This is a genomic window from Streptomyces odontomachi, from assembly GCF_024435355.1.
GTDB classification, from domain to species: domain Bacteria; phylum Actinomycetota; class Actinomycetes; order Streptomycetales; family Streptomycetaceae; genus Streptomyces; species Streptomyces odontomachi.
Genome location: NZ_JAMJWG010000010.1, coordinates 55,747 through 68,261 on the forward strand (window position 1 = coordinate 55,747; position 12,515 = coordinate 68,261).

Genomic DNA, 12,515 nt, shown 5'->3' on the forward strand with positions numbered 1-12,515 from the left:
CTGCTCCTGACGACTCCTGCGGCGCGCTCATGTAATGGAATGTGCACAGCCGCTGTGGTGCGCTGCTTCCGCCACGGTAACCCCGCATAGGCTGGTGCCGCCTTGGGGGAGTCGACTTCGCAATGGGGGATGGCATGACCAACGATCACGAACCTCAGGACCGCGTGCCCAGCCGGTCGCGCACACGTTTCCCGGGCATCTCCTCCCGGGCCTACGAGCATCCGGCGGACCGCTCGGCGCTGGTCGCGCTGCGCAAACTGAGCGGCTTCGACACCGTCTTCAAGACGCTCAGCGGCTTCCTGCCGGAGCGCAGCCTGCGGCTGCTGTTCCTGTCCAACTCGGTGCGGGTCTCCGACGCGCAGTTCGCGCACCTCAACGACATGCTGCGGGACGCCTGCTACATCCTGGACCTGGAAAAGGTTCCGCCGATGTACGTCAACCAGGACCCGCAGCCGAACGCGATGTGCATCGGCCTGGACGAGCCGATCATCGTGCTCACCACCGGCCTGGTGGAACTGCTGGACGAGGAGGAGATGCGGGCGGTGATCGGCCACGAGGTCGGCCACGCGCTCTCCGGGCACGCCGTCTACCGCACGGTGCTGCTGTTCCTCACCAGCCTCGCGATGCGGGTGTCCTGGATCCCGCTGGGCAACGTCGCCGTGATGGCGATCGTGACCGCACTGCGCGAGTGGTTCCGCAAGTCGGAGCTGTCCGCGGACCGCGCCGGGCTGCTGGCCGGCCAGGACCCGCAGGCCTCGCTGCGCGGCCTGATGAAGCTCGCGGGCGGCAACCACCTGCACGAGATGAACGTGGACTCGTTCCTGGAGCAGGCCGAGGAGTACGAGGCCGGCGGCGACCTGCGCGACTCGGTACTCAAGATCCTCAACGTGCTGCCGCGCTCCCACCCGTTCGCCGTGGTACGCGCGGCGGAGCTCAAGGCGTGGTCGGAGTCCCGGGACTACCAGCGGATCCTCGACGGCCACTACCCGCGGCGCGACGAGGACAAGGACGCCTCGGTCTCCGACTCCTTCCGCGAGTCGGCGGCGGCCTACGCCAGCGATGTCCGCAACTCCAAGGACCCGTTGATGAAGCTGGTGACGGATCTCGCGGGCGGTGCGGGCGACCTGGGCGGCCGAGTCCGCAACGCGTTCACCGGCTCGGGTTCCGGGCCGCGCGACCGAACCGACAAGGCGGGGCCGCAGGACGGCCCCGCACCGGAGGCGAACTGACGGCTTGTCAGGCAGCAGGTGGCGTTCCCCCCTTTCGCGGGTTTGCCCCTTTTTGCGGGTGCGCCACCCACTGCGGGTACGTCCCCTTTGTGGGTGCGCCGCCCTTTGACGGGCACGCAGCGTCAAAGGGGCGCGGGGAACTGCGCGAGCAACCCGCCACCGACCAGGTGGTCCGGATGCGACAGAAACAGCCCCTTCGGGCCGGTGACGACCCGACGGTCTCGTCGTGGCCGGTCGCACAGCTCCCCGCGCCCCTGAAGGCGCGCCGGGGCGCCCAGACGGCAGAGCCGCGGAAAGCCAAAGCCCCGTGCCCCTCAGGGCAGGGTCGGCTCCGCACTGGCAGACAGCGTGCCGCAGAGCTCTGCGGCACGCCCCGTGGCGTACGGATCCGTGCCCGCATGCGGCCCACCCGGCTTGGCCTTCTGGCCGGCGAGCAGCGGGCGCAGCCGGTCCGCGGAGTCGTCGGAGCAGGACAGCGGCCCGGCCTGGACGTAGGCGCCGAAGAGATCGGCCTGGTGCAGCCGGAGGTCGGCCCGGTCGAAGCGGAACACCAGCTGACGGCGGACGGTGAACAGCGAGACCGGGCCGTGGCTGCCGGCGGGCCGCAGGGCGTAGACGAAGGTGTGGTCGGAGGTGACCTCGAGGGTGCTCGGGCTGATCTCCGTGGCGTGCAGGGTGCCTTGGACGCGGATCTCGGTGTCGGCGAGTTCGGCCTTCGTGTGGTCGAAGCGGACCAGCCAGCCGGTGGGCGCGTGCCGGCCGTCCACCGCGGGGTGGTCGATGCTGCGGTCGAACTGGTCGAGTTGCTGCGGGTCGAGCAGCAGCCGCACCGACCCCACGGCCCGGCCGCTGAGCACGTCCGGGTTGAGCGAGGACTCGACGAGGTAGTCCTTGGCGGTGGACAGGGCGGTGACCACCTGGCCCTCGGAGAAGTGCACGGTGGCGCGTGAGGCGGGCAGGTTGATGCCTGCGGCACCGATCCTGAACTGCGCTGCGGGGCTGTGCGTGAAAAGCGTCCTGGCCTTGCCGGCGCCCGGTACCGGATGCACGGGGGCGAGCGGGATGACGGTCATCCGCAGGGGTTCGGCGCGCGGCAGCGGCGTCTGCCTGTTCGGCCGGTGTATGCCCATGTAGACGGCCGTGCCGAAGGCGACGACGATGAGCAGCACCAGGATCAGGGCCTGTCGTGACAGGCTGCGCTGGAGGCCGTGCCGGCGCCGTACGGCGGGCGCGTGGTCGGCGAGGCGCTCCTGGGCGGAGAGTTCCTGGAGTCGTGCAGCGCGGATGAACGACTCATCGAAGACGACCGATCGGTACTCGTCCTCCCCGCCGCCGGGCACGCCTTCAGATGCCCCGTCCGGCGGCTGTCCTCCTGGCCCACCCATACTTTCAGGGTAGGTCGCAGGACTGTCGGGTAAACGCACTGCCCCACTCGAGTTGCTCCGAGTTACTGAGGTTTTCCGCGCGATGTCCGTGCCGGTCACCCCGGCTGGCCTGCTTCTCCGGCTGCGGGTCCGGGGGTCGTCCCCCGGGAAAATGCAGTACCTGGCGTCAGGCGTGAACCTTGACGACGCCACAGATCCGTCAGGGCGTGTGCGGGGCGGCCGGAACGGGGGGACGGCTCTCCCGCCCACCGTCCGGGACGGTGTCGGGGGCGACGTGGGCCGAGGCGTGGTTGCGGGTGCTCGGGGTGTCGTCAGGGGTCTGGCCGGTGCCGTCGGCAGGGGCGCTGCCCTGCTGCTGGGGTGTCTTGTCGACCTTGGAGGACGCGGGCTTCGGAACGTGGTCCTGGCGGCCGGACGAGGCGCCCCGGTAGACGGCGACGAAGGCGAGGGCGACCATGCCGACGCCCATCACCAGGGCCAGCAGCCACGCCACGGGGCGGTGCCAGCGGGCCGGGCCGCCGTACCGGGGACGGCGTCCGTAACCGTCCTCCAGGAGGTCGGGGTCGTAGAGGTCGTCGTCGAATTCCTGGTCGTGCCCCAGGGGGCCGTCCGGGTCGAAGCCGTCGTCGAAGAAGTCGTCATCGGAGCGTGGGCGGCGGGTGCGGGCGCGGCGTGCTTCCGCTTCGGAGGCCTCGGCGCGTGCCTCGGCGGCGGCCAGCAGTCGCTCCACGGCGGTGGGCTCGTGGACAGGTGCGGCCCGGACGAACTCCTCGTCGAACACCACGGCGGCGAACTCTTCGTCCGCACCTCCGTGGTGGTCGTCGTCGGGCTCGCCGCCGTCAGCAAACGGCATGCCCCCCACGTCCTCCGGCACATGACCAGGGTAGACCTGAGGGGTCAATTTGGGCAGACGCCAAGGAAATTCTCCCGACTGGCGAGACGGTGTCTCAGTGCGTCATTCGGGCGCCGCCACAGTGGTCCGGGCGGCCCGTGGCAGGCCGCCCGGACCGTCCCGCAGCGCGCTGCGGGACGGTGCCTGCCGAGGTCAGCTGCGGATGTGCCCGTCACCGGTGACGATGTACTTGGTGCTGGTCAGCTCGGGCAGGCCCATCGGACCGCGGGCGTGCAGCTTCTGCGTGGAGATCCCGATCTCGGCGCCGAAGCCGAACTGGCCGCCGTCGGTGAACCGGGTGGAGGCGTTCACGGCGACGGCGGTGGAGTCGACCAATTGGGTGAACCGTCGGGCCGCCTGCTGCGAGGTGGTGACGATCGCCTCGGTGTGCCCGGAGGACCAGAGCCTGATGTGCTCGACGGCCCTGTCCAGGGAGTCGACGACGGCGGCGGCGATGTCGTACGACAGGTACTCGGTCTCCCAGTCGTCGGTGGTCGCCTCGACGACGGTGGCCTTGGAGCCCTCCGCGTAGTCGAGGATCTGCTGGTCGGCGTGGACGGTCACGCCGGCTTCGGCGAGGGCGTCCAGGGCGCGCGGTACGAAGGCGTCCGCGATGTCGCGGTGCACCAGCAGGGTCTCGGCGGCGTTGCACACGCTGGGCCGCTGGGCCTTGGAGTTGATCAGGATCTCGACGGCCATGTCCAGGTCGGCCTGTGCGTCGACGTAGACGTGGCAGTTGCCGACGCCGGTCTCGATGACGGGGACGGTGGACTGTTCGACGACGGTGCGGATCAGGGAGGCGCCGCCGCGCGGGATGAGCACGTCGACGAGGCCGCGGGCGCGCATCAGCTCACGGACGGACTCGCGGTTGTCGCCGGGGACCAGTTGGATGGCGTCGGCGGGCAGCCCGGCACCGCCGACCGCGTCCCGCAGCACCCGCACCAGGGCGGTGTTCGACTGGTGGGCCGAGGACGAGCCGCGCAGCAGGACCGCGTTGCCGGACTTCAGGCAGAGCACCGCGGCGTCGACGGTCACGTTGGGCCGGGCCTCGTAGATGATGCCGACGACGCCGAACGGGACGCGGACCTGGCGCAGGTCGATGCCGTTCGGCAGGGTGCCGCCGCGTACCACCTCGCCGACCGGGTCGGGCAGCGCTGCGACGTCGCGCACGTCGGAGGCGATGGCGCGGATCCGCTCGGGGGTGAGGGTGAGCCGGTCGATGATCGCCTCGCTGGTGCCGGCCTTGCGGGCGGCGGCGATGTCGAGCTGGTTGGCCTCGACGATCTCGCTGGTACGGACTTCCAGGGCGTCCGCGATGGCGAGCAGCACGTCGTCCTTGGTGACGCGCGGCAGCGGCGCGATCTCGGCGGCGGCGGCGCGCGAGCGGTACGCGGCCTGTGCGACGTGGGTCATGGTGTCGTACGGCGAGCCCGTGAAGTTCTCAGAGAGCGACGTCATGCTCGCAGGGTAGTGCGGCAGGGGCCGGCTTCCATGAGCTGTTTCACACCCCGAGACGGCGGATCCGGCGCCAGGCGGGCGGGAGGGCTCGCAGGTCGTGCGAGGGCTTGCAGGGGCTTGCGAGGGCGTCCGGCAGGGGCGCAGGGGCGCGCGCTAGGCGATCGGGTGGGGGTGCGGGTGTGGGTGCGGTCAGCGCTGAGGCCGCTGCCGGCGTCGACGCCGTCGGAGCGCCCGGGCGGGCGGTGTCACCCGAAAGCGGCAAACGCTCAGAAGGGGTGTACGCCGACCGGGGTGGCGGGCAGCGGACCGTGGCCCGCGGCGATGCGCTGGTGGTAGGTGTCGCGGTCGATGACCTCCAGGCCGACGATCTCCCACGGCGGCAGCTTGGCGGTGTGCCGGTGCTCACCCCACAGCCGCAGCGCGACGGCGGCGGCGTCGTGCAGGTCGCGGGCCTCCTCCCAGTACCGGATCTCCACGTGGTCGTCCGCGTAGCGGCTGGTCAGCAGGAAGGGATGGTCATGGGCGAGTTGTTCGAGGCCGCGGCGGACGTCGGTCAGGGGCGCTGCGGGTCCTGAGAGGCTCAGGGTGATGTGCCACAGCCGAGGCATCGGCTCGGTGGGGTGGCCGGTTTCGCCCGCCGGGGCCACCCCGTCCGGGACGGTGTGGTCGTCCGTCACCGCGGACAGGGGGCGGGGGTTCCCGCCGCCGCGGGACGTGGCCTCTGACCATGCTCGTCTCACCGGGGTCTCCTTTGTGCGGGGGGTGGAGTAGGTGGGCGATGGTCAAAGTTGACCATCGCACGTGTGGGGTGCGGGGTGGTTTTACAGAAGGTCCACCACCAAGAGTCCGCCGCCCCACCCGCCCACCACCGGTCCTGTGGCGTGCGCCCCCGCGTTCCGCAGGCCCGCTGCGACTACTACAGGAGGACCAGATCGTCCCGGTGGACGACCTCGCGTTCGTAGGCGGGGCCGAGTTCCTGGGCCAGGTCGCGGGTGGAGCGGCCGATGAGGAGGGGGATCTCCTTGGCGTCGAAGTTGACCAGGCCACGGGCGACCGGGCGGCCGGAGCTGTCGCACAGTTCCACGGGGTCGCCCGCCGTGAAATCGCCGTCCACGCCCTCGATGCCGGCCGGCAGCAGCGACTTGCGGCCGTGCACGACGGCGCGCACCGCTCCGTCGTCGAGGATCAGGGCACCCTGCGGGGTGGAGGCGTGCTGGAGCCAGAGCAGCCGGTCGGCGGAGCGGCGGCCCGCGGGGTGGAAGAAGGTGCCGGTGTCGCGGCCGGCGAGCGCGTCGGCGGCCTGGCTCGCGGAGGTGAGCACGACGGGGATGCCGGCCGCCGCCGCGATACGGGCCGCCTCGACCTTGGTGACCATGCCGCCGGTGCCGACGCCGGCCCGGCCGGTACTGCCGATCGGGACGCCGTCGAGGTCGCCGGGGCCGTGCACCTCGCGGATCCGTGCGCTGCCCGCGCTGCCCGGGTCGCCGTCGTAGACGCCGTCGACGTCGGAGAGCAGGACCAGCAGGTCGGCGTGGACCAGGTGGGCGACCAGGGCGGCGAGGCGGTCGTTGTCGCCGAAGCGGATCTCGTCGGTGGCGACGGTGTCGTTCTCGTTGACGACCGGCAGTGCGCCCATGGCGAGCAGCTTGTCGAGGGTGCGGGCGGCGTTGCGGTGGTGGGCGCGGCGGCTGGTGTCGTCCTGGGTGAGCAGCACCTGGCCGACGCGTACGCCGTAGCGCGCGAACGAGGCCGTGTAGCGGGCGACCAACAGGCCCTGGCCGACGCTCGCTGCGGCCTGCTGGCGGGCCAGGTCGGTGGGACGGCGGCGCAGGCCGAGCGGGGCGAGCCCGGCGGCGATGGCCCCGGAGGAGACCAGCACGACCTCGCGCTCCCCCACCGCCCGCCGGTTGCCGCCTGACCGGGCGGACCGGCCGGCGCCCTCGGCACCCGGGGCCGACGCACCGGGCAGTCCGCGGTGCTTGGCGAGTACGTCGACGAGCGCATCCACGCGGTCGGCGTCCAGGCCGCCCGAAGCGGTGGTCAGCGACGAGGAGCCGACCTTGATCACGACCCTGCGGGCGCCGGTCACCCAGGTCTCTCGGGCCGCCTCGTCGTGCTGTTTCACCCCAGACACGTGCTCCCCATCGGTTTCTTCAGCCCTGCCCCGATCCGTGCAGTCTCCAGCAATCTACGGGACGGACCGGTTCCGGTGACGGCTCGTCCAGTCGGTGGACGTGAGTCCATCACACACCGCGTACACAGGGTTACGCATCGAATTTAAGGAAAAGGTTGTACACGCGCCATATAGATATTGAAGTTTTTGATAACTAAAAGTTGACTTATGACTTCCATGCCTAGCGGCGTGCGGCGGATCCTCCTCCGGTCCGGCAAGAGCCCGTTCACCGTCCTGCCGATCGAGGACGCTCTCCACCAGAACGTCATCGCCACCAACGCCGGAAACCTCATATTCAGCGACGCTGCGCACAAGATCCTCTCCATGCCGGGCACGGAAGTCGTCTCCAACGGCATGTCGAAGGACGTCGCCGCCGCACACCGCATCAACGAGGAGTTCGACGCGTTCGTGGTCCCGCTGGCCAACGCGTTCCGGCCATCCTTCGAGCGCCAGCTGAAGGTGCTCACCCGGCTGATCTCGCGGCTGCGCATCCCCGTGGTGGTGCTGGGCGTCGGGGCCCAGGCAGGGCTGAACTACAACGCGGAACGCCTCGCCCCGATCGCGCCGACGGTCAAGGAGTTCGTCTCGGCGGTGCTGGACCGCAGCGCCAGCATCGGGGTGCGCGGCGAGTTCACCGAGCAGTACCTGAAGGACCTGGGCTTCAGGGACGTGGAGGTGATCGGCTGCCCTTCGCTGTTCCTGCACGGCGACACCCTCCCCATCCGCACCGGCGATGCGCTCACCCACGACTCGCGCATCTCGGTCAACGGCTCGCACAGCGCACTGCGCAACAAGCGCCTGGCGGCCCTGCTGAAGCGCACCTACGCCGACTACCCCGACCTCCGCTTCATCGGGCAGAACCTGAGCGAGGCCCGGCAGCTGCACTGGCGGGACATGTCGGATCCGAACAGCAGCGTGACCTCGATCCCCACCCACCCGTCGCACCCGCTCTACCGGGACGACAAGGTCCGCGTCTACGTCGATCCGATCACCTGGATCCGCGAGCTGAGCGCATTCGACTTCTCTTTCGGCTCCCGTATCCACGGCAATATCGCCGCCCTGCTCGCGGGCACCCCCAGCACGGTGATCTGCGCCGACGCACGGACCCTGGAGCTGGCACGCTACTTCGAGATCCCGCACTTCAAGATCAGCGAGCTGCCCGAGGACATGGCCGCGGCCGACCTGTACGCGGCGGCGGACTTCGGCCCGTTGGTCAAGGGCCACAAGGAGCGCTTCCTCCGCTTCACCGGGTTCCTTGCGAAGAACGGCCTGGCGAACACCTTCGAGCACGGCGACGGCGGCGCGGAGTTCGACGCCCGCATGGCCGAACTGGCCTTCCCGCCCGCGGTACGCCCGTGGAACACGGCCGACCTCGACTCGGTGAGCAACCGCTTCAACTGGCTGCACGCCAGGCTGGACGACGCCACCCGGCGTACCGACCACCTGGAGCGCGCCCTGGCCAACGCCCGCGGGTCCGGCAAGGCCGCCAAGGCCGTGGCCGGTGCCGCCCGGCAGTCGATGTACCGCCGGGCGCGGCGCGCCGTGGGGAGACCGATCAAGCGGGCGCTGCGGGGTGCGGCCGGGTCCTGACGGCCCCGAAGCGCACGGGCTCGCAGCGCCGAAAGGGGCGCAGGGTGACCCGCAGAGGGCACGGAACCGGGCGATCACCCACCAAACGGCCATAACCAAGCCGACGCACACGCGTTGATCCTTCGTGTCCGGAACGTCCGCGTACCGGACACGAAACCGTGGCCGCCCCCGCGTCGTACGCCCGAGTACGCCCGAGAGGCGGCTCATACGCGTCACCGCGCTTGGAGTCGTCCGGATGTCCGCCGTGCCTGCCCCGCCGTCCTCACCACGCCTGCGCCGCCTGGCCACGCATCTGCCTGCCCCGTTGCTGCTGTCAGGGGCCTTCGCCGGGCAGGCTGTCGGGGCGCTTCGGCCCAACGGGTTGCTGCTGGTCGCCGCCGTGCTGGCCGGCATGGCCGCTGAGGGGTTGCTGCACCGCCGGCAGCGGGTCGTGGCAGCCGCCCTGGCCAAGGTCCATGCGGACGCCGCGCTGCGCCAGGTGCTGCGTGACCTGTTGCTCGTCGCCGGCCTGGTCCGGCTCGACATCGGCACGGGGCACGTCCGGTGCCTGCCCCTGGTGTACGGGTTGCTCTGCTTCTACGCCCTGCACTTCGCCGGGCACGGCGCCGCGCTGCTGGTACGCCGCAGCCGCACCCTGCCCGTCGTCACCCGGAACATCGACACCACGGCCCTCGGACTGACGCCCGCTCCCCCGCCGTTGCTGATGCGCCGCCCGGGCCGGCGGATCCTGTCGTTCGGGCTGCCCGGCACCGCGGGGTTGCTGGTCGCGGCGGTGACGGGCGTGCCGGAGTGGGGCGCGGTCGGGGTCTCGGTGTCCATCGGATGCGCGGCGGCGACGCTGGGCGAGTTGCTGCTGCGGCTGCTGCCGGGGCGCCGGGCGCCCGGCGAGGAGCAGGTGCTCCAGTGGCTCGACGCCTGGCTCGCGGCCTACCGCCCCACGGTCGGCATGTACTTCTCGGGCGGGACGTCGTCGGCGTACCAGGCGAACATGTGGCTGGAGCCGCTGGCCCGGCTCGACGGGCGCCCCCTCATCGTGCTGCGGGAGCGCTTCATGGTGCAGAAGATCGCCGCGACCGACATCCCCATCGTGTGCATCCCCAAGGTCGCGCACCTGATGCGCCTCGAGCACACGACGCTCCGCGTGCTGATCCACCCGGCCAACTCCGGCAAGACCTCGCAGGTCCTGCGCATCCCCAGCCTCAAGCACGCGTTCGTCAACCACGGCGAGAGCGACAAGCTGTCGTCGTGCAACCCGTATGCGAAGGCCTACGACGAGGTGTGGGTCGCGGGTCTCGCGGCGCGCGCCCGGTATGCGCTGGCCGACGTCGGCATCGACGACCGGGACGTCGTGGAGATCGGCCGCCCCCAGCTCGCCGCCATCCGCCCGTACGCCGGTCCGCCCACCGGCCCGTACGTCACCGTGCTGTACGCGCCCACCTGGGAGGGCTGGGACGGCAATCCGGGCAACACGTCGGTGATCGACGCCGGCGAGAACATCGTCCGGGCACTGCTCGCCGAGCCCGGGGTACGGCTGCTGTACAAGCCGCATCCGATGACCGGTTCCGTGGATGCACGCGCGGCGGCGGCGAACGACCGTGTCCAGGCGCTGATCCACGCGGCGAACGCCGCATGGGACGCCGCACGGCAGGCGGACGGCCACCAGGGCGCAGGACGCCCGGGCGCCGTCCTGGAGCTCGCGCGGCGCACCGCGGCGCTGGACCGGCTCACCACCTGCGTCTTCCGGCGTGGTGCGGACGACATGGAGCGGATGGGTGTGCAGGGCACGCCCGAGCCGGGTCGGGCGGCCGCGGTGGCCGCGGCGACGGCGGCGTGGGAGGCGGCCTATTGGGCGTCGCTGCCTGCCGGACGGCATCAGATCGTCCCGGACGCCCGTCCCGCGCTGTATTCCTGCTTCAACCAGGCGGATCTGCTGATCAGTGATGTCTCCAGCGTGATCTCCGACTATCTGGCGAGTGAGAAGCCGTATGCGGTGGCGAACACCAGCGGGCTGACGGAGGACGCCTTCCGTATCGCCTTTCCGACGGTGCGGGCGGCCACCGTGCTCACGCCGGACGCGGTGCAGGTGCCGCTGCTGGTGCGGAGCGTGCGGGATCCGCGCCTGGACGAGTGGGCCGCGGCCCGTGCGGAGCTGAAGGAGGAGTTGCTCGGGCCGGCGGAGCCACCGTCCGTGGTCCGCTTCGCCGACGCGGCCCGTGCGCTGGCCCGGGCGGCGGCCGATCACCAGGAGCGGATGGCGCGCCGGATGGCCGCTGCCGTGCCGGGGCAGGCCGGCGCCCGGGATCGCGCTGCCATTCAGGAGGCTGCGGACATCCCCGGTCAGCAGGGCGCCGCGGTCCCCGCCCCGGACGCCCCGGGCGGCAGCCGGATCCAGGGGCGTGGGCCCACCGCCGGTTGACCTTCGGCTGGGCGACGTGACGGGGGTGCCCACCGTGAAGGGGCGCACCCGTCATGGCGTGATCACGACGCGGCCAGCCGCCGCCCGCGCGCCAGCACGCGCTTGGCGACGCGGAGGGCGCGCCGGGGTGGGCGGAAACCGTCGATGTGCGCGGTCTCCGAGCCGGACGCGGCGTAGATCGCGTCGGGCACGCCGGCCGTGCTGTCGCGGAAGTGGGGGTAGGCGAGATAGGCGCGGCGGCCGCGGCGCTCGAGGACCGTTTCGGGAGTCTTCTTCTCGCGGAGGAAGGCCAGTACGTCGGTGAGCAGATCGGCGCGCCCTGCTGCCACCAGGTGCAGCCGCAGCCGCTCCTCGACCTTGAGCCGGGCGGCGACGCCCTCGGTCCAGTACGTGTCCATCAAGGGCTTGGCCAGCTCCATCTTGTGCTGCCTGACCTTGTCACCGCGGTCCAGGAAGGACGGGCCGAACTGCGGGAGCAGCGTGATCACGAACGGCCGCACCATCAGGGTGTCCCGCTGCGGCCCGGCCGGCAGCCGGTCCGCGATGAGCCCCATCAGGGCACGCGCGGAGTCGAAGCGCCGGCTGTAGCTGCCGCGCTTGGTTGCGTGCTTGCCGTCGTCGCGTCCGACGAGGTAGTAGCAGGTGTAGTCGGCGACGATCGAGACTCCGTCGGCGCGCAGGTAGGCGTCCAGGGTGAACAGGGCGTCTTCACCGGTCGTGAGGGACTCGTCGAAGCGCATGCCGTGGGAGTCCAGTAAGGCGCGGCGGAAGAGCTTCTGGGCGCTGAGGGTGTACTTGATGTTGGAGGAGAACACGTCGGTGCGGCCGAGGTTGCCGTTGCGCCACATCGACTTCGGCGCGCCCCGGTTGACGCCTTCGACACGGCCGAGGACGACATCGGTGCTGTTCTCGTCGCCCATCGCGACCATGCGCTCCAGGGCTTCCTCGCCGAGGTGGTCGTCCGCGTCGAGGAAGAAGACGTAACGGCCGCGGGCGAGGCCGAGGCCGACGTTGCGCGGGCCGCTGGGGCCGCCGGAGTTCGACTGGCGGATCACTCGGGTCGGTATGCGGCTGCGGGCGGCGAACTTCTCCAGGTACTCCCCCGATCCGTCCGTGGAGCCGTCGTCGACCGCGATGATCTCCATGCGCTCGGCGGGCAGCGTCTGGGCCTCGACGGACTCCAGGCACTGGACGAGGTAAGGCATCGCCTCGTACGCACCGACTACGACGCTCACGTCAGGATCGCTCATTCCATGCCCCCTGTTTTGCCGTGCTCACTTGCGGTCACCAAGAAGACCGATCAGGGGGCGGCTTCGTTGCCGAGATTTCAGCCTTCCTTCACGTGACCTCCGTCACTCGGACACACATACGA

The 12,515-nt window shown here is 71.1% G+C and carries 9 protein-coding genes; 3 read left to right on the forward strand and 6 right to left on the reverse strand.

The genetic code is table 11. The annotated features are described in order from the left end of the window. Nucleotides 1-134: 134 nt before the first annotated feature. Complete coding sequence (locus tag NQO67_RS21310; protein WP_255951697.1) at nt 135-1,229, forward strand: M48 family metallopeptidase; 1,095 nt, start codon at nt 135-137, stop codon at nt 1,227-1,229. Between the two features lie 314 nt (nt 1,230-1,543). Here NQO67_RS21310 and NQO67_RS21315 read toward each other — a convergent pair whose 3' ends face one another. The 5 genes from NQO67_RS21315 to proB form a co-directional block, all read right to left on the reverse strand. Then, nucleotides 1,544-2,614, reverse strand: coding sequence for an SCO2583 family membrane protein (locus NQO67_RS21315; RefSeq protein ID WP_255951698.1), 1,071 nt, complete (start codon nt 2,612-2,614; stop codon nt 1,544-1,546). A gap of 199 nt (nt 2,615-2,813) precedes the next feature. Then, on the reverse strand, nt 2,814-3,488 hold the full coding sequence (locus NQO67_RS21320; protein ID WP_255951699.1) for an SCO2584 family spore wall biosynthesis protein: 675 nt from the start codon (nt 3,486-3,488) through the stop codon (nt 2,814-2,816). A 171-nt stretch (nt 3,489-3,659) separates the two neighbouring features. Beyond that, a complete protein-coding gene (locus tag NQO67_RS21325) occupies nt 3,660-4,964 on the reverse strand; it encodes a glutamate-5-semialdehyde dehydrogenase (RefSeq protein ID WP_255951700.1) in 1,305 nt (434 codons plus the stop codon). A 266-nt stretch (nt 4,965-5,230) separates the two neighbouring features. Next, on the reverse strand, nt 5,231-5,650 hold the full coding sequence (locus tag NQO67_RS21330) for a DUF8830 family protein (RefSeq protein ID WP_305126095.1): 420 nt from the start codon (nt 5,648-5,650) through the stop codon (nt 5,231-5,233). Between the two features lie 230 nt (nt 5,651-5,880). Further along, nucleotides 5,881-7,053, reverse strand: coding sequence for a glutamate 5-kinase (gene proB / locus NQO67_RS21335; protein WP_255951897.1), 1,173 nt, complete (start codon nt 7,051-7,053; stop codon nt 5,881-5,883). A gap of 252 nt (nt 7,054-7,305) precedes the next feature. Between proB and NQO67_RS21340 the strand changes: the two genes are divergently transcribed. Both NQO67_RS21340 and NQO67_RS21345 read left to right on the forward strand, forming a co-directional pair. Further along, nucleotides 7,306-8,727, forward strand: coding sequence for a polysaccharide pyruvyl transferase family protein (locus tag NQO67_RS21340; RefSeq protein ID WP_255951701.1), 1,422 nt, complete (start codon nt 7,306-7,308; stop codon nt 8,725-8,727). Between the two features lie 235 nt (nt 8,728-8,962). Next, complete coding sequence (locus tag NQO67_RS21345) at nt 8,963-11,143, forward strand: CDP-glycerol glycerophosphotransferase family protein (RefSeq protein ID WP_255951702.1); 2,181 nt, start codon at nt 8,963-8,965, stop codon at nt 11,141-11,143. A gap of 62 nt (nt 11,144-11,205) precedes the next feature. Here NQO67_RS21345 and NQO67_RS21350 read toward each other — a convergent pair whose 3' ends face one another. Then, nucleotides 11,206-12,393, reverse strand: coding sequence for a glycosyltransferase family 2 protein (locus NQO67_RS21350; protein WP_255951703.1), 1,188 nt, complete (start codon nt 12,391-12,393; stop codon nt 11,206-11,208). Nucleotides 12,394-12,515: the final 122 nt, after the last annotated feature.

Coding starts and splice junctions, on each gene's coding strand:
- NQO67_RS21310 (WP_255951697.1), top strand. CDS start 135: ATGACCAACGATCACGAACCTCAGGACCGCGTGCCCAGCCGGTCGCGC.
- NQO67_RS21315 (WP_255951698.1), bottom strand. CDS start 2,614: ATGGGTGGGCCAGGAGGACAGCCGCCGGACGGGGCATCTGAAGGCGTG.
- NQO67_RS21325 (WP_255951700.1), bottom strand. CDS start 4,964: ATGACGTCGCTCTCTGAGAACTTCACGGGCTCGCCGTACGACACCATG.
- NQO67_RS21340 (WP_255951701.1), top strand. CDS start 7,306: ATGACTTCCATGCCTAGCGGCGTGCGGCGGATCCTCCTCCGGTCCGGC.
- NQO67_RS21345 (WP_255951702.1), top strand. CDS start 8,963: ATGTCCGCCGTGCCTGCCCCGCCGTCCTCACCACGCCTGCGCCGCCTG.
- NQO67_RS21350 (WP_255951703.1), bottom strand. CDS start 12,393: ATGAGCGATCCTGACGTGAGCGTCGTAGTCGGTGCGTACGAGGCGATG.